This window comes from Altericroceibacterium xinjiangense (genome assembly GCF_003958635.1).
In the GTDB taxonomy this organism is placed as follows: Bacteria; Pseudomonadota; Alphaproteobacteria; order Sphingomonadales; family Sphingomonadaceae; genus Altericroceibacterium_A; species Altericroceibacterium_A xinjiangense.
In genome coordinates, this window is record NZ_RSEK01000012.1 from 16,482 (window position 1) to 37,747 (window position 21,266).

The window sequence follows — 21,266 nt, forward strand, 5'->3', positions numbered from 1 at the left end:
TCAGGTCTCCTGATTATCGCCGGCACCCCTGCCGAGCGCGCGCTTCATTTGTTCCAGTTCAGCGTCGATCTTGTCCGATCCTTCGAGCGCGGCGATTTCGTCGGCCAGGCTCGGCGGTCCGTCGCCCCCGACCTTGAGCGCATCGGCGCGCCCTTCGGCGTAGTCGACTCGCCGCTCCAGCTGGTCGAATCGGGCCAGCGCTTCGTCCACGCGCTCGCTCGTCATCAGGCTGCGCAGCTTGATCCGGTTCTCGGCGCTTTCCAGCCGGGCCGCGATCTGGCTTTGCCGACTACGGGCCTCCCGCAAGCGGTGCTGCAGCTTTGCGATGTCCTGTTCATAGGCGCGCAGCGCATCGTCCAGCACCGTGATCTCGGCGTTCAGCTGCTCGAGCATGTCGCTGGCCTTCTTCTTTTCCATCAAGGCGGCCCGGGCAAGATCCTCGCGGTCCTTGCTGAGCGCCAGCTGCGCCTTTTCGCCCCAGTCGGCCTGCAGCTTTTCCAGCTTCAGCGTGTGGCGCTGCATCTCCTTCTGGTCCGCGATGGTCCGCGCGGCACTGGCGCGGACTTCGACCAGGGTTTCCTCCATCTCGAGGATGATCATCCGGATCATCTTGGCCGGATCGTCGGCCTGATCGAGCAGTTCATTGAAGTTCGCGGCGATGATGTCGCGGGTGCGGGAAAAGATGCCCATCCAGGATGCTCCGGAAGTGAGGGAGTTGCGAGTCGGGGTGGGGCTGGAGCGCAGGCGGCCGACCTCACGGTCGATCCGCGATTCTCTGGCTCGATCGGCCCCGATCGGGCGCAGCGGGTCGTCCTCGCGGCTCACGCCAGGATCACCGCTGGTCCGCCGAGGATCACCAGGGGCGGCGATGCCGCCGCGTAGTGTGTCAGGGCGAACACGTTGAAGCTGACCATCGCGGCGATGCTCGCCAGGGCGGCCAAGCCGAGCTTGCTGGCGAAAAAGCGGCGATCGTACATGGTAATGTCTCTCCTTGAACCCTGATGCCCCCTTCCTTGCAAAGGGTGTGCCAAGTGGAGAAATCCCGGCAGTTCAGCGCTTGGACTCTGCGCACCACCGGCGACCATCGGCGTGGATTGCCAAGGCTTGGGAAAATCCGCTACATGTTGGTGCGTGGAACGGGAAAACCAGTTCATCGGCCAATCGGGCGCCTTTCTCGACGCGGTGGAGCGCGCCAGCCGAGCCGCGCCCATGCGTCGCCCTGTCTTGGTAATCGGAGAGCGCGGCACGGGCAAGGAACTGATCGCCGAGCGCCTCCATCGCTTGTCCGATCGCTGGGAGGAGCCGCTGGTGACGATGAACTGCGCCGCGCTGCCCGAAACGCTGATCGAGGCCGAATTGTTCGGCCATGAAGCGGGCGCGTTCACCGGCGCCACGAAGATGCGGGAGGGCCGGTTCGAGGAGGCGGATCGCGGCACGTTGTTTCTCGATGAACTGGCGACCTTGTCGACGGGAGCGCAGGAGCGGCTGTTGCGTGCGGTCGAATACGGTGAGGTCACGCGCATCGGTTCTTCCCGGCCGATCCGGGTAGACGTGCGGATCGTCGCGGCTACCAACGAGGACTTGCCGCGGCTTGCGGAGGAAGGGCGTTTCCGCCCCGACTTGCTTGACCGCCTGAGTTTTGAGGTGATCACGCTGCCGCCGCTGCGGGTTCGTGAGGGCGACATTGCCGTGCTGGCCGACTATTTCGGCCGCCGGATGGCCGCCGAACTCGGGTGGGAGGAATGGCCCGGCTTCGCCAGCCACGTCCAGCGGCAGCTGGAGGAACATCACTGGCCCGGAAACGTGCGTGAACTGCGCAACGTCGTGGAGCGTGCGGTTTATCGCTGGGATGACTGGAGTGAACCGATCGGTCATGCCCAGTTCGACCCGTTCGACAGCCCGTGGAAACCCGCCGGGCAGCGGCCTGCATCGCCGCGTGCGAGAGAAACCGATCACGGGGCGGCCGTTCCTGCCAAAGCCGCACCTCCGCCGAGTTTCGACGGCGTGACCGATCTTCGCGCAGCCGTGGACGCGCACGAGCGGGCGATCCTGGAGCACGCGCTTGGCCGGCATCGCTGGAACCAGCGGCAGACGGCAAAAGCCTTGGGACTAACTTACGATCAGTTGCGCCACGCGATCCGCAGGCACGGGCTGACGGAGTAAGGACCGGCGCATCGCAGGCGGGACGTTTTCGGCCCTTGCGCCGCGGGCGGAAGTTTTCGTTGCAAATGAGCGATAACTGGCTTAGCTACTCCATATCCCGACATTGTCATGGCAATGCCCGGTGCTGGCGCCTCCGGGGGCCGGCCCAAACGGCATTTCCTGCACCCGGGGTCATCACGCTGGAGAAAGAATGGCCGACATCGCGCGCTTGACCGAAGTAATCGAACCCGAGGCAACGGCTCTGGGCTTCGAACTCGTGCGGGTGAAGCTGACCGGTTCGGCTGAAGAGCGTACGCTGCAGGTGATGGCCGAAGATCCTGCTACCGGACAGCTGGTGGTCGAACAGTGCATGGCGCTGTCCCGCCGCGTCTCCAGTGCGATCGACGCGCTGGAGGAGCAGGGCGATGAACTGATCGAGGGGGCTTACCACCTCGAAGTCAGCTCGCCCGGCATCGACCGGCCGCTGACGCGCCCGAAGGACTTCGCCAACTGGCAAGGGCATGAGGCGCGGCTTTCGCTCGCCGAGGCGATCGACGGGCGCAAGAGCCTGCACGGCCAGTTGATCGGGATCGAAGATGGGATGGTCTCGCTCGACGACCGCAAGTCGGGCAGGGTGTCCATACCCTTCGAAAAGATTCATTCGGCGAAGCTTGTTCTGACCAACGAACTGATCGCCGCGACCAAGCCGCTCGACATTACCGGGGCGGATGAGATCATAGAGACAGACGAAGAAAAGGCAGACTGATGGCCAGTTCGATTTCCGCCAACCGGGCCGAGTTGCTCGCGATTGCGAATTCCGTCGCGTCGGAGAAGATGATCGACAAGTCGATCGTCATCGAGGCGATGGAAGAAGCCATCCAGAAGAGTGCGCGCAACCGTTACGGCGCCGAGAACGACATCCGGGCCAAGCTCGACCCGATGACCGGCGACTTGCGCTTGTGGCGCGTGGTCGAAGTGGTTGAAGAGGTTGAGGACTACTTCAAGCAGGTCAGCGTCGAGCAGGCGCAGAAGCTGCAGCCAGGCGCCAAGGTCAGCGATTTCATCGTCGATCCGCTGCCCCCGGTCGATCTTGGCCGCATCGATGCGCAGAGCGCGAAGCAGGTGATCTTCCAGAAGGTCCGCGACGCCGAGCGCGAGCGGCAGTACGAAGAGTTCAAGGACCGCGCGAGCGAAGTGATCACCGGCGTGATCAAGTCGGTCGAGTTCGGTCACGTGATCGTGAACCTCGGCCGCGCAGAGGGCGTGATTCGCCGCGACCAGCAGATCCCGCGCGAGGCCGTCCGCGTCGGCGAGCGCATCCGTGCGCTGATCCTGAAGGTGGAGCGCAACAACCGCGGGCCGCAGATCTTTCTGTCCCGCGCACATCCCGACTTCATGAAGAAGCTGTTCGCGCAGGAGGTCCCTGAGATCTACGACGGGATCATCGAGATCAAGGCCGCCGCCCGCGATCCGGGCAGCCGCGCCAAGATCGGTGTGATCAGCCACGATTCCAGCATCGATCCGGTCGGCGCCTGCGTCGGCATGAAGGGTAGCCGCGTCCAGGCCGTGGTGCAGGAAATGCAGGGCGAGAAGATCGACATCATCCCCTGGAGCGAGGACACTGCGACGTTTGTCGTCAACGCGCTCCAGCCTGCCACCGTCAGCCGCGTGGTGCTCGACGAGGAAGAAGGGCGGATCGAAGTGGTCGTTCCTGACGACCAGCTGTCGCTCGCCATTGGGCGCCGCGGCCAGAACGTCCGTCTGGCCAGCCAGCTGACCGGGCGTCAGATCGACATCATGACCGAGGAAGAGGCGAGCGAGAAGCGCCAGCGCGAGTTCGCCGAACGCTCCAAGATGTTCGAAGAGGAACTCGACGTCGACGAGACGCTGTCCCAGCTGCTTGTCGCTGAGGGTTTCAACGAGCTGGAAGAAGTCGCCTACGTCGACAAGCAGGAGCTTGCCTCGATCGAAGGATTTGACGAGGAACTGGCCGAGGAATTGCAGAGCCGCGCGCTCGAAGCGCTCGACCGCCAGGAAGAGGGCTACCGTGCCCAGCGCCGCGAACTTGGCGTTGAAGACGCCTTGGCTGAACTGCCGCACCTGACCGAGCAGATGCTCGTCGCGCTGGGCAAGGCGGGCATCCGGACGCTGGACGACCTGGCTGATCTCGCAACCGACGAACTGATCGCCAAGAAGCGCGAAGCTCCCCGCCGGCGCAACACGGACGGCCCGCCGATGCGCCGTCCGCAGCGCACCGAGGACAAGGGCGGCGTGCTGGGCGAATTCGGCTTGAACGAGGAGCAGGGCAACGAGGTCATCATGGCCGCCCGCGCGCACTGGTTCGAGGACGAAGAAAGCGACAGGGCCACCGCGGTTTCCGGAAACGAGCCGCAGGCGGCTCAGACAGAGGAGGCCGCTGATGCGGAATCCTCGCAATGAACCGCTAAGTTCCGACATCAATGGCACGGCTTCGGCGCATGCGAGTGCGCCGGAGCGGCGCTGCGTGCTTTCCGGACAGCATGGAGAGCGCGACACGCTGATCCGTCTGGCGCTTTCGCCGGAAGGAGCGGACGGACGGCACAGCGTGCTGCCCGACGTGCTGGCGCGTGCGCCGGGACGCGGCGCGTGGATCGCGGTTGGCCGCACAGAGCTGCAAACGGCGTTGAAGAACGGAAAGCTGCGCGGCGCGCTGGCTCGCGCGTTCAAGACGGGCGCGCTTGACATCCCCGATGACCTTGCCGGACGTACCGAAGAGGCCCTGACCCGCACGTTTCTTCAGCGGCTCGGACTCGAAATGCGCGGCGGACACCTTATCTTGGGATCGGACAGGATCGCGCAGGCTGCCCGCGACGGGCGCGTTGCCGCCCTCTATCATGCGCAGGACGCGAGCGACGATGGGGCGCGAAAGCTCGATCAGGCCTACCGCGTCGGCATGGATGCAGAAGGTTCAGGGTTGGGCGGCATTCGTCTGCCACTGGACCGCACGGCACTGTCTGTGGCATTGGGCCGCGACAATGTCGTCCACCTGGCGCTGGCTGACCGGTCTTCGGCCGAGCGGATTTCGATCCCGCTGCAGCGCCTGCTGATCTTTACGGGAACCGCGCCTGAGAGTGTCTCAGGCATGGCTGTCTCTGGTGACCGGGCGGCGAATACCGCGCCGGAAACTGCGGCGACGAATTGATGCGAAGGAAGTTACGAGGCGTATGAGCGACAACGACACCACCACACCGGCACGCAGCCGCAAGCCGCTGGGGCTGAAGCGCTCGGTTGACGCCGGCGAGGTCAAGCAGACCTTCAGCCATGGCCGCACCAACAAGGTCGCGGTCGAGGTGAAGCGTCGGCGCAAGCTCACGCGTCCGGGTGAAGCCGAAGCGGCTCCGGTGGCGCCGGAACCGGCTGCTCCCGCGCCTGCTCCCTCACCGGCGCCTGCTCCCGCCCCGGCACCCGCTCCCGCTCCGGTAGCGCGCAAGCCGGTTGCACCCGTGCGTCCGCCCGTTTCCGACGAAACGCGCCAGGAACGCCAGGCGCGCCTGCTGCGGGAAGCCGAGGAAGCTCGCCTTGCCACGCTGGAAGAAGCCAACCGGCGCGAGCTCGAGGAAAAGCAGCGCCAGCTTGAGGAAGAGAAGCGCCGCGCCGAGGAAAATCGCCGTGCCGAGGAAGAAGCGAAGGCTCGTGCGGCTGAGGACGCGACTGCCGGGGAAGCGGCAGCCGTAGAACCTGTGGCCGAAGCGTCGCCAGCTGGCGACACCGCGGCTGAACAGCCGGCGGACAGCGCGGCCGAAGTTTCGACGGAAGCGTCGCAAGGCGCAGAGGCCGAAGCGCAGGGCGAGGTCACCCCCGCTCCGCGCAGGTTCACGCCTGTAGCCCGCGTCGAACCGAAGAAGCCGGAAAAGAAGAAGGAAGAAAAGAAGGGTCGCACCGAGCCTGCTCGCCTTACGCCGGATCGCGGCGCGGCGGCAACGGCGGCGGATCGCCGTCGTGGCGGCAAGCTGACCGTCAATCGCGCCCTCAACGATGACGAGGGGGCTCGCGCCCGTTCGCTCGCCGCGCTGAAGCGTGCTCGTGAAAAGGAACGTCGTTCCCACAGGGGCGGCAACAACCAGCCGCGCGACAAGCAGGTCCGCGACGTGGTCGTCCCCGAAGCGATCACCGTGCAGGAACTCGCCAATCGTATGGCGGAAAAGGGTGCCGACCTGGTGAAGGCGCTGTTCAACCTCGGCATGATGGTCACCGTCAACCAGACGATCGACCAGGATACCGCCGAGCTGCTGGTCGAGGAATTCGGTCACCGCATCCAGCGCGTTTCCGAAAGCGATGTCGACGTCGACACCAGCGAGGATGTGGATCCCGAGGAAACGCTCAAGACGCGTCCGCCGGTGGTCACCATCATGGGTCACGTCGATCACGGCAAGACCAGCCTGCTCGACGCCTTGCGCGGGACGGACATTGTGAAGGGCGAGGCCGGCGGCATCACGCAGCACATCGGCGCGTACCAGATCAAGACCAAGTCGGGCGACAAGATCACCTTCCTCGATACCCCGGGCCACGCGGCGTTCACTGAAATGCGGGCCCGCGGAGCCAACGTCACCGACATCGTGGTGCTGGTGGTTGCGGCCGATGACGGGTTGATGCCGCAGACGATCGAGGCGATCAGCCACACCAAGGCGGCCGGCGTGCCGATGATCGTGGCGATCAACAAGATCGACAAGCCGGAAGCCAATCCGCAGCGCATCCGCGAACGCCTGCTCGAACACGAAGTCGTGGTCGAGGAGATGAGCGGCGATGTGCAGGACGTCGAAGTTTCCGCTCTGAAGAAGACCGGGCTCGACAACCTGATCGACAAAATCCTGCTTCAGGCAGAACTGCTCGAACTGAGGGCGCGGCCGGACCGTGAAGCCGAAGCGACGGTGATCGAGGCACAGCTCGACAAGGGCCGCGGCCCGGTTGCGACCGTGCTGATCAATCGCGGAACGCTGAAGCGCGGCGACGTGTTCGTTGTCGGCACCGAAAGCGGCCGTGTGCGGGCGCTGATCGACGACAAGGGCAAGCAGGTGAAGGAAGCCGGACCGTCAATGGCGGTCGAGGTCCTTGGCCTAGGCGGTGTTCCGTCGGCCGGTGACCAGCTGACCGTGGTCGAGAACGAGCAGCGTGCCCGTGAGGCGGCCGAGTACCGCAAGGAAAAGGCCAATGCGAAGCGCACGGCTATCGCTCCGGCCAGCCTGGACACGATGTTCTCCAACCTCAACAGCGACGTGATCGAGTTCCCGCTGGTGGTGAAGGCCGACGTTCAAGGCTCGGTGGAGGCGATCAACACCGCGCTTCACAACCTGTCGAACGAAGACATCAAGGTCCGCATCCTTCATTCGGGCGTGGGCGCCATCACGGAAAGCGACGTCACTCTCGCGGCTGCCAGCGGAGCGCCGATCGTCGGCTTCCATGTGCGGCCGAACGCCAATGCGCGCCAGCTGATCGAGCGGGACAAGGTGCGGATGATGTATTACGACGTCATCTATCACCTGACCGAAGAGATCGCGAAGGAGATGATCGGCGAACTGGGCCCGCTGCGGGTCGAGAACGTGGTCGGTCGTGCCGAGATCAAGCAGGTGTTCCCGGCGGGCAAGCGCGACAAGGCGGCGGGTCTGCTCGTCACCGAAGGCGTGCTCCGCAAGGGTCTGTTTGCGCGGCTTACCCGGCGCGACGTCATCGTTTCAGCCACGCGGATCGAATCCCTGCGGCGCTTCAAGGACGATGTGGATGAAGTCCGCACCGGTCTGGAATGCGGCGTGGTGCTGGCCGACACCAACGACATCAAGCCGGGCGACATGCTCGAGGTGTTCGAGGTCGAGGAACGCGAACGGACGCTTTGATCACGAGCCGGGTGGGCTGGCTGCGCATAGCGCCGGCCCACCCGCGGCCCGTCCTGCAAGAGGGACGGGAGGAGCAATGGCATGACTCGCTACGCCGCCTTTTTCTCCAGCATCAACGTCGGTGGAAACCGGCTGACCATGGCTGAGTTGCGCGATGCGTTGGACCGGGAAGGCTTCGACGACGTGGAGACAGTCGTCGCCAGCGGGAACATCCTGTTCTCCCATGAGGAACGCCCATCCGTCGGCCTCGCTGAAAAGCTCGCCTACGTCATGAGCGACCGGTTCGGGTTCGACAGCTTCGCCGCCGTCCGCAACCTGGCGGAAGTGGAGACGGCGATCGTGGATAATCCGTTTCGCGAAACGGGTCAGGATGAACTGGTCCACACCATGTTCCTCCAAAGCCAACCCGGTGAAGACCAGTTTGGCAAGCTGGTGGCCGACTACGCCGGGCGCGGGCCGGAGAAACTCGCCCTGGGCGACCGGGCCCTTTATATCGACTATGCGGCAGGTGTCGGCACCAGCAAGCTGACGAGCGCCTTTGTCGAACGCCGGCTCGGCTGCCGGGGGACGGCACGCAACATGCGCTCCCTGCAGCGCATTCTGGACAAGATGGACTGATTGAAATGGCGCGCCAGCAGCATACATCCGAAGACCATTCCGTCCGCCTGCTGAAGGTGGGCGAGCGCGTGCGCCATGTGCTTTCGGAGATCCTCATGCGCCAGCAGGTGCACGATGAGACGCTGTCGGCGCGCTTGATCAGCGTGACGGAAGTCCGGATGAGCCCCGATCTTCGCCAGGCCACCGTCTTCGTAAAGCCGCTGCTCGGTTCCGAGGAGGAGGAAGTGATCACCGCGCTGCGGCAGAACACTGCGTTCCTGCAAAGGGAAGTGGCCAGGGCGATGAAGCTCAAGTTCGCTGCCAAGCTGCGCTTCGCGGTCGATGAAAGCTTCGACGAAGCCGACCGGATAGACCGGCTGCTCTCCGACCCGAGGGTTGCGCGCGATCTCGACTGAGCGCACGCTGTCCGTCGTCTGGAGAGAATCGGATGAGAGCCGGGATCGCGGCGATAGTGCTGGCCTTGAGTGCCGCTACGCCGTCGCTGGCGGGGGAGGCTCCGGAACACGTCATGGATGATCCGCCGCGCAACGCCGAGAACCCGGCCGGAATGGAAGCGCTCGTGCTGCCGGTGGGTGATGGCGCGATGAATGCGGTACTCTACACCGCGGCCGGTGAGGGACCGCATCCGACCCTGTTGCTGTTGCATGGTTTTCCCGGAAACGAGCAGAATCTCGATCTCGCCCAGGCCGCACGACGCGCCGGGTGGAACGTGCTGACGCTGCATTACCGCGGCTCATGGGGCAGTCCGGGGCACTTCAGTTTCGGCAGGGCGGCCGAAGATGCGCGTGCGGCGCTGGCTTATCTCAGGAGCCCGGGCGTGGCGGCGCGCTACCGCATTGAACGGGAGACGGTTGCGGTCGCCGGGCACAGCATGGGCGGGTTCATGGCCGCCGAGGCGGCTGCGGCCGACCCGAGCGTTGTCGGACTGGCGCTGATCGATGCGTGGGACATCGGCGGCTTTGCGCGGACGCTGGAAGACCCCGAAGCCATGCGGCGCTGGCGGGTCGAGGTCGCGCACGACCTGCCGCCGCTTTCCGGCACCAGCGAAGAGGCTCTGACGGCCGAAATGACGGAAAACCCAGACCGGTTCGACATCACCCGACGAGTCGCGGCTTTCGGGGATCGGCCGCTCGACATACTCGGGGCGCGGCTGGGGATTGGCGGAGACATCCAGCCCCTTTCCGCAGCGGCGCGGCGGGCGGGCAACACGCAGGTGACCGAAGACGTGTGGGAGACCGATCACGGCTTTGCCGACCGGCGGATTGCGCTGGCGCAGCGGCTGGTGGCGTGGCTGGAGACGCTGAGGTAGGATTATCCCGCCTTCCGCTTTCCCGCGCCGCACCCTATCTCCCCGCCATGTCCGAAACCCTCTTCATGGCGCTCGCGCTGATACCGGCGCTTGTCATCGCCATCGTCTTTCACGAAGTCGCCCACGGGTGGGTCGCGCTCGCGCTGGGTGACCCGACGGCGCAGGAGGAGCGGCGGCTGTCGCTTAACCCCGTGCGCCATGTCGATCCGTTCGGTACGCTGATCCTGCCCGGGATGCTGGCGCTGATCGGAGCACCGGTGTTCGGCTGGGCAAAACCGGTTCCGGTACTCAAGTGGCGGCTGAATAATCCCCGCTTCGGGATGATGGCCGTCGCCGCCGCGGGGCCGGGGACGAACCTGCTGCTCGCGGCAATCGGCGCTGTCCTGATGGGGCTGCTGGGGCGCGGGCTGGAAGGGCCCCCGGATGGCATGGCGGCCTTCGCCTTCATGGCGCTTAATTCCTTCATCCTGATCAACATCTTCCTGGCGTTGTTTAATCTGCTGCCGATCCCGCCGTTCGACGGATCGCACATCCTGGAAGGCCTGCTGCCGCGACGTGCGGCACGCACGTACGAGAAACTGCGCCCTTATGGTTTCCCGCTGCTGTTCGTCCTGCTGCTGGTGATCCCCTGGCTGTTTCCGGGTGCAGGGATCGTGGAAAAGGTGGTGCTGCCGCCGGTTGACTGGGCCTGGAGGCAGTTCATGACCCTTGCCGCCGCAGTTGCGGGCGAGGGGGCATGAGCGGCCCGCACGGCTGGATTATCCTCGACAAGCCGCGCGGGCTGGGATCCACCCAGGCTGTCGCGGCGGTGAAGCGGAATCTGCGGCAAGCCGGCTACGGCAAGGTCAAGGTCGGCCACGGCGGCACGCTGGACCCCTTGGCCGAAGGTGTGCTGCCGATCGCGCTGGGTGAGGCGACCAAGTTGTGTGGCCGGATGCTGGATGCGAACAAGGCGTACGAATTCACCATCTCCTTTGGGGAGGAAACCGATACGCTCGACACGGAAGGCCAAGTGATTGCCCGAAGCGACCGGCGTCCTCCGCTGGCGGCGGTGTTTGCGATACTTGACCACTTTACCGGTGCGATCGATCAAGTGCCTCCGGCCTATTCGGCGCTGAAGGTGGACGGGCGCCGCGCCTATGAAATGGCCCGGGCCGGCGAAGAGGTTGAGTTGAAGACGCGGCAGGTGACGATCCATACCCTTGTCCCGCTTCCGCGAGACGGGGGCGCAGGGGAAGACTTGTGGACGTCGGACTCTCTACCGGCTTCGGCTTTTGCAACCACGGCCGGTCGGCCCGATCCCTACGATCCGGCAGCGCCGCTGGAACTGGCGGAGACCGTAACGCTCCTTACAAAAGTGTCCAAGGGGACCTACATAAGGTCCCTGGCGCGCGACATCGCGCACGCGCTCGGCACAGTGGGATATGTGACGTACCTGCGGCGGGTGAAGGCCGGTCCGTTCGACCAGTCTCAGGCGATTTCGCTGGACAAATTGAACGCTATCGGACAAGGCGCGCCGCTTGAAGACGTAATCCTGCCGCTGGAGGCGGGGCTGGACGACATCCCGGCTCTCACCCTCTCTCCGGACAGTGCGCAGGCGGTCCGTCAGGGCCGGGTCCTTTCCGGAATGCCCCAGGAAGACGGGCTTTATTGGGCGCGATGCGGCGATGTGCCGGTGGCGCTGGTGGAGCTTTCGGGCGGTGACGCTCGGGTCGTCCGGGGTTTCAATCTGTAAAGATGTCGCGGAGCTAAGATATGTCGGTTACCGCCGAGAAGAAGCAGGAAATCATCAACGACAACGCCCAGAACCCGGGCGATACCGGTTCGCCGGAAGTGCAGGTCGCGATCCTCACCGAACGGATCCGCAACCTGACCGAGCACTTCAAGGAGCACCACAAGGACAACCATTCGCGGCGCGGCCTCCTTATGATGGTCAACCAGCGCCGCAGCCTGCTGGCGTACCTCAAGAAGAAGGACGTAGCGCGGTACAACAACCTGATCCAGAAGCTGGGTCTGCGTAAGTAACAAATGCTGGGCGGCTCCGGACCTTCCGGGGCCGTTTTGCTTTGAGAGGGCAAGCACTCGCAATTCGGCGGGTCGAGCCCCGGGGCGGCGACAAGGCCCCTACCGGACCGGGACGGTACACCCGGCAGTAAACCCCGCCTGTGCAATAGGGCCCGGCGGGTCGAAGGAAATTCAATGTTCGACACGAAAACCGTATCGCTGGAGTGGGGCGGAAAGACCCTCACGCTGGAAACCGGGCGCATTGCCCGTCAGGCCGATGGTGCCGTTCTGGCAACCTACGGCGAAACCGTGGTCCTGTGCGCCGTCACTGCCGCAAAGAACGTGAAGGAAGGGCAGGATTTCTTCCCGCTCACCGTCCACTACCAGGAAAAGTTCTCATCCGCCGGGCGCATTCCGGGCGGCTTCTTCAAGCGCGAGCGTGGAGCGACCGAGAAGGAAACGCTGACCAGCCGCCTGATCGACCGTCCGATCCGCCCGCTGTTTCCGGAAGGTTTCTACAACGAAATCAACGTTATCGCGCAGGTTCTTTCCTATGACGGAGAGACCGAGGCCGATATCGTGGCGATGATCGCGGCCAGTGCCGCGCTGACCATCTCCGGCCTGCCCTTCATGGGCCCGATCGGCGGCTGCCGCGTCGGTTTCAAGGACGGCGAGTACCAGCTCAACCCGTCCATCGCCGAAACGACCGAAGGCCGTCTCGACCTCGTCGTTGCCGCGACGCAGGAAGCGGTGATGATGGTCGAATCCGAAGCCAAGGAACTGACCGAGGACGAAATGCTCGGCGCGGTCATGTTCGCGCACGAAGAGTCGCGCAAGGTCATCGGCGCGATCATCGACCTGGCTGAGAAAGCCGCGAAGGAGCCCTGGGAGCTCAACACGTCCGACGACAAGTCCGCGATCAAGGCCGAGATCAAGGACCTGATCGGCGAGGACATTGCCGCCGCTTACCGCATGACCAGCAAGTCCGATCGTTCGGACGCGCTCAATGCCGCGCGCGACAAGGTGAAGGCGAAGTACGCCGATGCCGACGGCCAGACCCAGATGACCGCCAACAAGCTGGTCAAGAAGATCGAGGCGGAAATCGTCCGCACCGCGATCCTCAAGGAAGGCAAGCGGATCGACGGACGCACGACCACCCAGGTTCGTCCGATCGAATCGATGGTCGGCTTCCTGCCGCGCACGCACGGTTCCGCGCTGTTCACGCGTGGTGAAACGCAGGCAATCTGCACCACCACGCTCGGCACCAAGGAATCCGAGCAGATGATCGACGGGCTTGGCGGCCTGACGTACGAACGCTTCATGCTGCACTACAACTTCCCGCCGTATTCGGTCGGTGAAGTCGGTCGCTTCGGCGCTCCGGGTCGGCGCGAGATCGGCCACGGCAAGCTCGCCTGGCGCGCGCTGCGTCCGGTCCTGCCGACGCATGAAGAGTTCCCGTACACCGTCCGCGTGCTGTCCGACATCACCGAGTCCAATGGTTCGTCCTCGATGGCGACCGTGTGTGGCGGCTGTCTGTCGATGATGGATGCGGGCGTTCCGGTCACGCGGCCGGTATCCGGCATCGCGATGGGCCTGATCCTTGAGGGTGAAGACTTCACCGTGCTGTCCGACATCCTTGGCGACGAGGATCACCTCGGCGACATGGACTTCAAGGTGGCCGGTACGGAAGAGGGCATCACCTCGCTCCAGATGGACATCAAGGTTGCCGGGATCACCCAGGAGATCATGCGGCAGGCCCTTGCACAGGCGAAGGAAGGCCGCGCGCATATCCTTGGCGAAATGCTGAAGGCGCTAGGTTCCGCCCGGACCGAGCTTTCGGCGCACGCGCCCCGGATCGAGACGATGCAGATCGACAAGTCGAAGATCCGCGACGTCATCGGCACTGGCGGCAAGGTGATCCGCGAGATCGTCGCCGAAACCGGCGCGAAGGTGGACATCGACGACGAAGGCGTGATCAAGATCTCCTCTTCCGACCTCGATCAGATCGAGGCCGCGAAGAAGTGGATCCAAGGGATCGTCGAAGAAGCGGAAGTCGGCAAGGTCTACACCGGCAAGGTGGTCAACATCGTCGACTTCGGCGCGTTCGTGAACTTCATGGGCGGCAAGGACGGTCTCGTCCACGTGTCCGAGATGAAGAACGAGCGGGTCGAGAAGCCGACCGATGTCGTCTCCGAGGGCCAGGAAGTGAAGGTCAAGGTGCTCGAGATCGACAACCGCGGCAAGGTCCGCTTGTCGATGCGGGTGGTCGATCAGGAAACCGGCGAGGAGCTGGAGGACACCCGTCCTGCACGCGAACCGCGCGGCGACAAGGGTGACCGCGGCGACCGAGGCGACCGCGGTGACCGCCGTCCCAGAAGCGGCGACCGGGGTCGTGACGGCGACCGTGGCGGACGTGGCGGCGATCGCAACCGCGGCGATCGTGGACCGCGCCGTGAGCGCAGCGATGGGGACGAAAAGCCGCAAGGCAACCCGGACCACATGCCGGCGTTCCTGAAGGACGACGACTGAGAACGAACTGTCAGGCCGGCTTTTGCTGAAATGACGTGAAAGAGGCCGCGGGGGAAACCTCGCGGCCTTTTGCTTGGGAAGCTAACTATGATTGCCCGCGAACTTCTTGGAACCGCACAAGTCCCCGGTGGGGCGGAACTGCGGCTGTTTTCCCACGGACGCGATTTCATGATCGCGCTCGACCGTAACGAACTGATGAGCACCCGGATGCGGGGATCGGAAGAAGCGTTGGCGACGATGACGCTGGAGCGGCTCGGCAGACCGGCGTCGCACTTGCTGATCGGCGGCTATGGGATGGGCTTCACCCTGCGCGCGGCGCTGGGGATGGTGCCGCCCAAGGCGCGCGTGACCGTGGCCGAGCTGGTGCCGGAAATCATCGAATGGGCCAGAGGGCCGATGGCGGAACTGACCGCCGGATGCCTTGAGGATCCGCGCGTGACCCTGAAGCTCCAGGACGTCGCAGACGCGATTGCCACCGCCCGGTACGACGCGATCCTGCTGGATGTCGATAACGGCCCCGACGGACTGGTACGGGACGAAAACGACCAGCTCTATTCCCCCAAGGGGCTACGCCGGGCGAAAACTGCGCTGATGCCGGGCGGCATCATGGCGATCTGGTCGGCCGCGCCGGACCCGTCGTTCGTCCGCAGGTTGGAATCCGCGGAATTCGAGGTCGAAGAAGTCGTCGTTCGTGCCCGGCCGAATGGCAAGGGCCCGCGCCACATCATCTGGTTTGCGCGCAGGCCCTAGCGGCGTCAGTCCTGCTTGAGGCGGAGGCGGCCGAGATAGTCGAGCTTGCCGACGCCGACGCCCTTGGCGCGCAGGACGCCGTAAGCTGTTGTCGCGTGGAAGTAGAAGTTCGGCTGGCTGAAGCTGAGCAGGAACTCCTCCGCCGTGAAGTCGAGCCGCTTCGGGCCGATCTCGAACCGCATGGGCTGCCCGACCATTCCTTCCAGCTCGGCCTCGTCCAAGCCTTCGAGGAAGGCGATCGCCTCGTCCAGCTTGGTCCGCAGGCCATCCAGGCTGCCAATCGGCGGAGCGTTGAAATCAGGCGTAAACACGCCCTTGCGCACCGCTTCCACCGCGCCCTGGCTGTGGACCGCCATCGCCTTCACCTGATAGGCGAAAGGCAGCATGTCGTCGATCAGCCGGGCGTCGAGCAGCTCGGCTTCGTTCATCCCGCAGGACGCAGCCTTGTCGAGCCAGCCTTTGCCGGAGTTGAGGATCTGCAGCCAGCTGGGGACCAGGGCGGCGTGAAGCGAAAGCGGCATGGCGATTCTCCCTTGTTTCGCGGTTCCCATAGACCTTACCCTGCGGGTCTGCCAAACCGGATGCAAATTTAAGGGAGAGTGCCGCATGCCGATCACCAGCTTCGAAGGGAAAACCGCGTTCATCACCGGCGGGGCGAGCGGAATTGGGCTCGGCATCGCGAAAGTGCTGGTCGCGCGCGGAGCAAAGGTGGTGCTCGCGGACTTGCGGCAGGACCACATCGATAAGGCGCTGGGCGAGTTTGCAGGTGGCGGCCAATCAAACGCAGTTTCAGCGCTGCAACTCGATGTGACGAACCGCGAGGCTTACCGCGAAGCGGCGCGGAAGATGGAGCAGGACTTCGGCGGGATCGATATCCTGGTCAACAATGCCGGCGTTGGGCTGGAAGGCCCGCTGCTGGAAGCCACGTACGCCGATTACGATTTCGGTTTCGGCGTCAACGTTGGCGGGGTGATCAACGGCTTTACCGAGTTCCTGCCGCAGATGGTCGCGCACAAGCGCGGGGGACACATCGTTTCCACCGCTAGTCTGGCCGCCGAAGTGGTCATGCCGGCGCAAATGGCGATTTACGCATCCAGCAAGGCGGCGGTCTGCCATTTCTGCGAGGCGGTGAAGCCGGAACTCGCCGAGCACGGGATCGGGGTGTCCATCCTGCTGCCGGGCCCGGTGAAATCCAACATCCACGAAACGCAGTCGAACCGGCCAAAGCACTTGCTTGAAGGAAGCGGCTTCAAGGCGAGCGAGGAGAAGCTTTCCCGCCGGATCGTGGGCGACAACTGGATGGAGCCTGAGCATGTCGGCAATCTGGTTGCCGACGGGATCCTGAACGACACGACCTATGTCATCACGCACGGCTTCTACAAGGATGGGATGCGTGCGCGGGCTGAGGCTGTGCTTGCCGCCACGCCCGACCAGAAAGAGGAAGCGCCCGATTTTGGGCAATTCCGCGAAGAGTAGTCACCCCTCACGGGAGAGGAGGATACAATGATGCAGGACCTGACCGAAAAGGTGGCCTTCATCACCGGCGGAGCGAGCGGGATCGGCCTTGGCATGGCCCGCGCGTTTCTGGCCGAAGGGATGAAGGTCGTGCTCGCCGACTGGAACGAGGAGCACATCGCCCGGGCGAAAGACACGCTGAAGGGGAGCAACGCTGCCCATTTAGTCAAGACCAACGTGGCCGATCGCGCCAACTTGCGGTCCGCGGCGGAAGAAGCGCTGGAGGTGTTCGGCAAGATCCACGTGCTGTGCAACAACGCCGGGGTCAACGGCGGCGGCACCGCGGATTCCCACGATTTCGACGCATGGGACAAGGCGCTGGCCGTCAACTTGGGCGGAGTGATCAACGGCACCAAGATCATCGTCCCGATCATCAAGCAGCAAGGGGAAGGGGGGCACGTGGTCAACACCAGCTCCATGGCCGGTGTCGTCCCGCTACCGGGCCTCGCTGCCTACTCGACCGCGAAGTACGCGGTACGGGGTTTCTCCGAAAGCTTACGGATGCAGCTGGCTCCTGACGGCATCGGAGTGTCCTGCCTGTTCCCCGGCGCGACGCGCACTGCGCTCGTTCCGGTGCCGGAAGACGAGGCGGGGGCACACATCGACGCCCGGAACGCCGATCCTTTCATGCACGCACTGTGGGACGCGATGCGCGCCGCGATCGATCCACTCGAGACAGGCGGCGCGGTGGTGGACGCGATCCGGGAGAACCGGTTCTACATCTTTACAAACCGTGAGTTCCTAGACGAAGTGAAGCAGCGGCACCGCGAAATCGAGGACGCTTTTCCCGAACAGGCACCTCCCGAGGGACGGGTTCGGTTTGAGACGATGCGCGCTGAAATGGTGCGCAATCTGATGGCGGCGGGGCACCCACCGGCGGGTGAGGGCGGATCCGGCTTCCAGCTGGATCTCCAGTCCCCTTCGGCCGAGCAAACCTGAGGTTCGGGAGAGAACAAGTGGCCGTTCCTTTCAGTGAAGCGGTGTCGCGCGCGCCGTTGCGTCCGTTCCAGATCGCCACGGTCGCCGTGTGCATGCTGGTACTGATCTGCGACGGCATCGACATGCAACTGCTCGGCATCGTCGCGCCGGTGGTGATCGAGGACTTCGGTGTTGACCGCGGTACCTTCGGCATTGCGATGAGCGCGGCGCTCGTGGGCATGGGATTGGGTGCATGGACCGGTGGCTGGCTGGGAGACGCGATTGGCCGGCGCTACTCGCTGGCCGTTGCCGCCGTGTCGTTCGGCCTTGCCACTATCGCCGCCAGCCGGGCGGATGGGGTGTGGATGATGGCGTTCTGGCGGCTGCTCGGCGGGCTCGGCTTCGGCGCGGCGTACGCCAACGCGCTGGCGATGGGAAGCGAGTGGCTGCCGGAGCGGTGGCGAGCGGTGGCAATCACCACGCTGTCCGTCGGCACGCCCGCGGGGGGCGCGATTGCGGCGGCGATAGCGCCCGCAGCCCTGGACTCGTTCGGCTGGCGCGGCACGTTCGTCCTGTTCGGTGTGGCAACGCTGCTTTTGCTGGTGCTGATCCTGGGAGTGTTGCGGGACAGTCCATCGTTCCTGCTGTCGAAGGGGCGGCGTGCAGCCGCCCACGAGGCTGCCGGCAAGGTGCTGCGGGGACAAGTCGATCTGATCCCCGAACGTGACGCCGGCGATGCGGCGGGCGGCGGATCGATCGGAGTGCTCCACCGCAGCAACCTCCGGCTGAACCTCGGCGTGGGGATCAGCTTCGCGGCATCCACGCTGGTGGCCTATGGCATCCTCAACTGGTCAACGACCTTCCTCACGGCGGCAGGGTTTGCGCTGGAACAAGCGGCCTACGCGGTCTCCGTCGCCGGTATCACGTCGATCCTCGGAGCGATTGGAGCCGGCTTGCTGACCCGGCATTTCGGCTCCAGGATCGTGATGGCAGGCGTTAGCGTGCTGTTGTTCGCTGTGCTGGTCAGCCTCGCCGCCGTACTTGAGGCAATGCCGACAGCGGCGGGCGAGGCATACCGCATCATGGTCATAGCGCTGATCGGAGCCGCGGCCGCGGTGTTCAGCACCGGGATCGCTACCATCTACGTCGTCATTGCGCTGGGGTACCCGCAATCGTGCCGTTCGGCCGGGATCGGGTTCGGCATCTTCATGGGCCGGATCGGGGCCATTCTTGCCAGCGGGTTCGGCGGCGCATTGATCGACTGGGGGGAAGGGAGCCTGATCCCGTTCTTTGCGGTGCTTTCAGCCAGCGCGATCCTCGTCTCCACCGCAGCTTTCGTGATCAATCGCCACGTTCCGCCGGCGCGGCAATCCGCGCCCGTGGCCGAGCTGTCGGGTGTGCCGCCGGTCGCGGGGCGGTAGCTCTTCCTAGAGTAGAAGGCCCGCCGTGCGCTGAACGCAGGCGGGCCGGAAGGTCAGCGCACGCGCGGGCCACCGAACGGCAGCGGCGGCGGGGGACGGCGAGCGCCGCGGGGCAGCTGCGCCTGATACGCGCGGCCGCAGTGTTCGACGCAATAAGGAAATCCGGGGTTCACCCGTTCGCCGCAGAAGTGGAAATTCGGTTCCCCGGGATGGCCCATCGGCCAGCGGCAAACACGATCGTTGAGATCGAGCAGGCTGGTCTTGTCGGCGACTTCCGGACTTGGCCTGGCCGGGACAAGCCGGCGCGGAGGAGCTGGGGGAATCGGCGCCTGCTGGTCACCAGGGCCCTGGCGCAGAAATCCACCCGGGCCCACAGAGACGATCCGGGGGGAACTGCCGCCGGACGCAGGCGGCGCCGGCTGCTGCGGTGCCGGGTCCGGTCGAGGCGCAGCAGCGGGCGCGGCGCGCTTCGGTTCGGCTTTGGGCGTGGCCGGCCTTTCGGTAGCCGCGGTATGCTCGGCAGCGGGCTTCGCCTCCTTGGCAGGCTTTGCCGCCGAAGCTTCTTCACTTGCCTTGACGGGGGACGGGCGCGCTTTCAGGCCAAGGCGGTGGGCCTTGCCGATTACCGCGTTGCGGGAAACGCCGCCCAGTTCCTCGGCAATCTGGCTCGCCGTGGCGCCGCCTTCCCACATGCGGGTCAGCTTGCCAATTCGTTCTTCGGTCCAGCTCATCAGTTCAATACCTCGAATTCACGGTCGGGCGGCGCCGGTGCTTGCCAGGCGAAGCCGCTGCCGATAGGCGGCCTGACATGGTCGATCAAGTCCAGACAGAAGCCGCACCAGGAGTGGGGTCACCCGATTTCCTCGACACAAACACGCGTCCGGGGCACAGGTTTCCGCCCAAGGGCCAGCCCACGATCACCGGGTTCAACCGGATCGGGCTCTGGACCCTCTATATGAAGGAGGTGCGCCGATTTCTCAAGGTCCAGACGCAGACGGTCTGGGCTCCGGCGGTTACCACCCTGCTGTTCCTGATCATTTTCACCGTCGCGATGGGCCGTGGCAGCCGGGTTGTGCTGGGCGTGCCGTTCTCCACCTTCGTCGCACCCGGGCTGATCATGATGGGCATGATGCAGAACGCGTTCGCCAATTCTGGCTTTTCCCTGCTTGCCGGCAAGATACAAGGCACAATTATCGACTTGCTGATGCCGCCCCTGAGCAACGCGGAACTGATGATCGGCATCGTCGCCGCGGCAGTGACTCGCGCTCTCATGGTCGGGGGCGCTGTTGCCCTGGCGATGCTGCTCTGGCCCGACGTGCAACTGACGGCTGCCCACCCATGGGCGATCGCCTGGTTCGGCCTGATGGGCTCTGTCATGCTGGCGATCATGGGGCTGATCACCAGCATGTGGGCGGAAAAGTTCGACCACAATGCGGCCGTGACCAACTTCGTGATCGCGCCGCTCTCGCTGCTGTCGGGCACGTTCTACGTGATCGACAATCTGTCCCCGCTGTTCCAGACGATCAGCCGCTTCAATCCGTTCTTCTACATGATTTCCGGGTTCCGCTTCGGCTTTCTGGGGCGCAGCGACATCGGCAACACCAACGAGGCGGTTCTCGGTGCAGCGGTCGGCGCGCTGGTCCTGAACCTGCTACTCGGCCTGGTCTGCTATCGTCTGCTGAAAAGCGGCTGGAAGCTGAAAAGCTGACCTAGTGCGTCAGGCTACGGCGCAAGGGGTAGCGCCCGCCGTCGAAGTCTTCGAAAATCTGCGCAAGGCTGGGATGGTCCACCGGGCCGGCTTCGGCGTCTTCCAGCAGGTTCTGCTGGCTGACGTAAGCGACGTACGACGAATCTTCGTTTTCGGCGAGCAAGTGGTAGAACGGCTGGTCACGCCGGGGGCGCAGTTCCTCGGGTATTGCTTCGAACCACTCCTCGCTGTTGGCGAAGACGGGATCGATATCGAAGATCACCCCGCGAAAATCGTATAGCCGATGACGCACGACATCGCCGATGCCGAAGCGTGCTTCGCAATGACGCGGTGCTTCGATCCGGCGTCCGGCTTGCGGGGAATAGAATTCTGAACGGTCCATCGGCATCGATATAGAACGCGCGAGACGGTAGGCAAGGTTCCCGGCCTTGCACAAAAGAGTCTGGTGACGTGGAGCAGGGCTTGGCAAGCTGCGAAGCATGCGC

Annotated in this window: 22 protein-coding genes; 17 read left to right on the forward strand and 5 right to left on the reverse strand. The window is 64.7% G+C overall.

The annotated features are described in order from the left end of the window. The gene (pspA, locus tag ELY13_RS12390; protein ID WP_241233696.1) at positions 1-825 is read right to left on the reverse strand and encodes a phage shock protein PspA; all 825 of its coding nucleotides are present in this window, start codon (positions 823-825) and stop codon (positions 1-3) included. Then, positions 822-977 carry a hypothetical protein gene (locus tag ELY13_RS15040; RefSeq protein ID WP_164549796.1) on the reverse strand — a complete coding sequence of 52 codons (156 nt, stop codon included), beginning with the start codon at positions 975-977 and terminating at the stop codon, positions 822-824. The genes pspA and ELY13_RS15040 overlap by 4 nt, the downstream gene beginning before the upstream one ends. Positions 978-1,131: 154 nt before the next feature. On the opposite strand from ELY13_RS15040, the gene pspF reads away from it, so the two are divergent. From pspF to ELY13_RS12455, 13 genes are all read left to right on the forward strand, one after another. Further along, complete coding sequence (pspF, locus tag ELY13_RS12395; RefSeq protein WP_126174239.1) at positions 1,132-2,163, forward strand: phage shock protein operon transcriptional activator; 1,032 nt, start codon at positions 1,132-1,134, stop codon at positions 2,161-2,163. Between the two features lie 190 nt (positions 2,164-2,353). Continuing rightward, entirely contained in the window at positions 2,354-2,908 is a 555-nt protein-coding gene (gene rimP / locus ELY13_RS12400) for a ribosome maturation protein RimP (RefSeq protein ID WP_126174240.1), read from the forward strand. Further along, entirely contained in the window at positions 2,908-4,581 is a 1,674-nt protein-coding gene (gene nusA, locus ELY13_RS12405; RefSeq protein WP_126174241.1) for a transcription termination factor NusA, read from the forward strand. The genes rimP and nusA overlap by 1 nt, the downstream gene beginning before the upstream one ends. Next, positions 4,562-5,323, forward strand: coding sequence for a DUF448 domain-containing protein (locus ELY13_RS12410; RefSeq protein WP_126174242.1), 762 nt, complete (start codon positions 4,562-4,564; stop codon positions 5,321-5,323). Before nusA ends, ELY13_RS12410 begins: the two co-directional genes overlap by 20 nt. 22 nt (positions 5,324-5,345) lie before the next feature. Continuing rightward, positions 5,346-8,009: a translation initiation factor IF-2 gene (gene infB, locus ELY13_RS12415; RefSeq protein ID WP_126174243.1), complete on the forward strand. Its 2,664-nt coding sequence runs from the start codon at positions 5,346-5,348 to the stop codon at positions 8,007-8,009. A gap of 81 nt (positions 8,010-8,090) precedes the next feature. Next, complete coding sequence (locus ELY13_RS12420) at positions 8,091-8,627, forward strand: DUF1697 domain-containing protein (RefSeq protein ID WP_126174244.1); 537 nt, start codon at positions 8,091-8,093, stop codon at positions 8,625-8,627. 5 nt (positions 8,628-8,632) lie between these two features. Then, positions 8,633-9,022, forward strand: coding sequence for a 30S ribosome-binding factor RbfA (gene rbfA / locus ELY13_RS12425; RefSeq protein ID WP_126174245.1), 390 nt, complete (start codon positions 8,633-8,635; stop codon positions 9,020-9,022). Positions 9,023-9,054: 32 nt separating this feature from the next. Further along, positions 9,055-9,936: an alpha/beta hydrolase family protein gene (locus tag ELY13_RS12430; protein WP_126174246.1), complete on the forward strand. Its 882-nt coding sequence runs from the start codon at positions 9,055-9,057 to the stop codon at positions 9,934-9,936. A 47-nt stretch (positions 9,937-9,983) separates the two neighbouring features. Continuing rightward, entirely contained in the window at positions 9,984-10,676 is a 693-nt protein-coding gene (locus ELY13_RS12435) for a site-2 protease family protein (RefSeq protein ID WP_126174247.1), read from the forward strand. After that, complete coding sequence (truB, locus tag ELY13_RS12440) at positions 10,673-11,671, forward strand: tRNA pseudouridine(55) synthase TruB (protein WP_126174248.1); 999 nt, start codon at positions 10,673-10,675, stop codon at positions 11,669-11,671. The genes ELY13_RS12435 and truB overlap by 4 nt, the downstream gene beginning before the upstream one ends. A gap of 20 nt (positions 11,672-11,691) precedes the next feature. Beyond that, on the forward strand, positions 11,692-11,961 hold the full coding sequence (gene rpsO, locus ELY13_RS12445; protein ID WP_126174249.1) for a 30S ribosomal protein S15: 270 nt from the start codon (positions 11,692-11,694) through the stop codon (positions 11,959-11,961). 174 nt (positions 11,962-12,135) lie between these two features. Beyond that, a complete protein-coding gene (gene pnp, locus ELY13_RS12450; protein WP_126174250.1) occupies positions 12,136-14,469 on the forward strand; it encodes a polyribonucleotide nucleotidyltransferase in 2,334 nt (777 codons plus the stop codon). An 87-nt stretch (positions 14,470-14,556) separates the two neighbouring features. Continuing rightward, entirely contained in the window at positions 14,557-15,219 is a 663-nt protein-coding gene (locus ELY13_RS12455) for a spermidine synthase (protein WP_126174251.1), read from the forward strand. A gap of 5 nt (positions 15,220-15,224) precedes the next feature. Here ELY13_RS12455 and ELY13_RS12460 read toward each other — a convergent pair whose 3' ends face one another. Beyond that, positions 15,225-15,740, reverse strand: coding sequence for a DUF1993 domain-containing protein (locus ELY13_RS12460; protein WP_126174252.1), 516 nt, complete (start codon positions 15,738-15,740; stop codon positions 15,225-15,227). 85 nt (positions 15,741-15,825) lie between these two features. Between ELY13_RS12460 and ELY13_RS12465 the strand changes: the two genes are divergently transcribed. The 3 genes from ELY13_RS12465 to ELY13_RS12475 are packed head-to-tail and all read left to right on the forward strand — an operon-like array spanning position 15,826 to position 19,073. Then, positions 15,826-16,695, forward strand: a complete 870-nt coding sequence (locus ELY13_RS12465; RefSeq protein WP_164549797.1) for an SDR family NAD(P)-dependent oxidoreductase — start codon at positions 15,826-15,828, stop codon at positions 16,693-16,695. A 27-nt stretch (positions 16,696-16,722) separates the two neighbouring features. Next, entirely contained in the window at positions 16,723-17,673 is a 951-nt protein-coding gene (locus ELY13_RS12470; RefSeq protein WP_126174254.1) for an SDR family oxidoreductase, read from the forward strand. A 17-nt stretch (positions 17,674-17,690) separates the two neighbouring features. Continuing rightward, positions 17,691-19,073 (forward strand): MFS transporter, encoded by a 1,383-nt coding sequence (locus tag ELY13_RS12475; RefSeq protein WP_126174255.1) that lies wholly within the window; start codon positions 17,691-17,693, stop codon positions 19,071-19,073. Between the two features lie 53 nt (positions 19,074-19,126). Here the strand turns inward: ELY13_RS12475 and ELY13_RS12480 are convergent, their stop codons facing one another. Continuing rightward, positions 19,127-19,804, reverse strand: a complete 678-nt coding sequence (locus ELY13_RS12480; RefSeq protein ID WP_126174256.1) for a GcrA family cell cycle regulator — start codon at positions 19,802-19,804, stop codon at positions 19,127-19,129. A 77-nt stretch (positions 19,805-19,881) separates the two neighbouring features. On the opposite strand from ELY13_RS12480, the gene ELY13_RS12485 reads away from it, so the two are divergent. Next, complete coding sequence (locus tag ELY13_RS12485; protein ID WP_126174257.1) at positions 19,882-20,781, forward strand: ABC transporter permease; 900 nt, start codon at positions 19,882-19,884, stop codon at positions 20,779-20,781. A gap of 1 nt (position 20,782) precedes the next feature. Here the strand turns inward: ELY13_RS12485 and hspQ are convergent, their stop codons facing one another. Beyond that, complete coding sequence (gene hspQ, locus ELY13_RS12490) at positions 20,783-21,163, reverse strand: heat shock protein HspQ (RefSeq protein WP_126174258.1); 381 nt, start codon at positions 21,161-21,163, stop codon at positions 20,783-20,785. Between the last annotated feature and the right edge of the window lie 103 nt (positions 21,164-21,266).

Excerpts from the sequence above, each read along its gene's own strand:
- ELY13_RS15040 (WP_164549796.1), bottom strand. The coding sequence starts at position 977 with ATGTACGATCGCCGCTTTTTCGCCAGCAAGCTCGGCTTGGCCGCCCTG.
- rimP (WP_126174240.1), top strand. The coding sequence starts at position 2,354 with ATGGCCGACATCGCGCGCTTGACCGAAGTAATCGAACCCGAGGCAACG.
- nusA (WP_126174241.1), top strand. The coding sequence starts at position 2,908 with ATGGCCAGTTCGATTTCCGCCAACCGGGCCGAGTTGCTCGCGATTGCG.
- ELY13_RS12410 (WP_126174242.1), top strand. The coding sequence starts at position 4,562 with ATGCGGAATCCTCGCAATGAACCGCTAAGTTCCGACATCAATGGCACG.
- infB (WP_126174243.1), top strand. The coding sequence starts at position 5,346 with ATGAGCGACAACGACACCACCACACCGGCACGCAGCCGCAAGCCGCTG.
- ELY13_RS12420 (WP_126174244.1), top strand. The coding sequence starts at position 8,091 with ATGACTCGCTACGCCGCCTTTTTCTCCAGCATCAACGTCGGTGGAAAC.
- rbfA (WP_126174245.1), top strand. The coding sequence starts at position 8,633 with ATGGCGCGCCAGCAGCATACATCCGAAGACCATTCCGTCCGCCTGCTG.
- ELY13_RS12430 (WP_126174246.1), top strand. The coding sequence starts at position 9,055 with ATGAGAGCCGGGATCGCGGCGATAGTGCTGGCCTTGAGTGCCGCTACG.
- ELY13_RS12435 (WP_126174247.1), top strand. The coding sequence starts at position 9,984 with ATGTCCGAAACCCTCTTCATGGCGCTCGCGCTGATACCGGCGCTTGTC.
- truB (WP_126174248.1), top strand. The coding sequence starts at position 10,673 with ATGAGCGGCCCGCACGGCTGGATTATCCTCGACAAGCCGCGCGGGCTG.
- rpsO (WP_126174249.1), top strand. The coding sequence starts at position 11,692 with ATGTCGGTTACCGCCGAGAAGAAGCAGGAAATCATCAACGACAACGCC.
- pnp (WP_126174250.1), top strand. The coding sequence starts at position 12,136 with ATGTTCGACACGAAAACCGTATCGCTGGAGTGGGGCGGAAAGACCCTC.
- ELY13_RS12455 (WP_126174251.1), top strand. The coding sequence starts at position 14,557 with ATGATTGCCCGCGAACTTCTTGGAACCGCACAAGTCCCCGGTGGGGCG.
- ELY13_RS12460 (WP_126174252.1), bottom strand. The coding sequence starts at position 15,740 with ATGCCGCTTTCGCTTCACGCCGCCCTGGTCCCCAGCTGGCTGCAGATC.
- ELY13_RS12465 (WP_164549797.1), top strand. The coding sequence starts at position 15,826 with ATGCCGATCACCAGCTTCGAAGGGAAAACCGCGTTCATCACCGGCGGG.
- ELY13_RS12470 (WP_126174254.1), top strand. The coding sequence starts at position 16,723 with ATGATGCAGGACCTGACCGAAAAGGTGGCCTTCATCACCGGCGGAGCG.
- ELY13_RS12480 (WP_126174256.1), bottom strand. The coding sequence starts at position 19,804 with ATGAGCTGGACCGAAGAACGAATTGGCAAGCTGACCCGCATGTGGGAA.
- ELY13_RS12485 (WP_126174257.1), top strand. The coding sequence starts at position 19,882 with ATGGTCGATCAAGTCCAGACAGAAGCCGCACCAGGAGTGGGGTCACCC.
- hspQ (WP_126174258.1), bottom strand. The coding sequence starts at position 21,163 with ATGGACCGTTCAGAATTCTATTCCCCGCAAGCCGGACGCCGGATCGAA.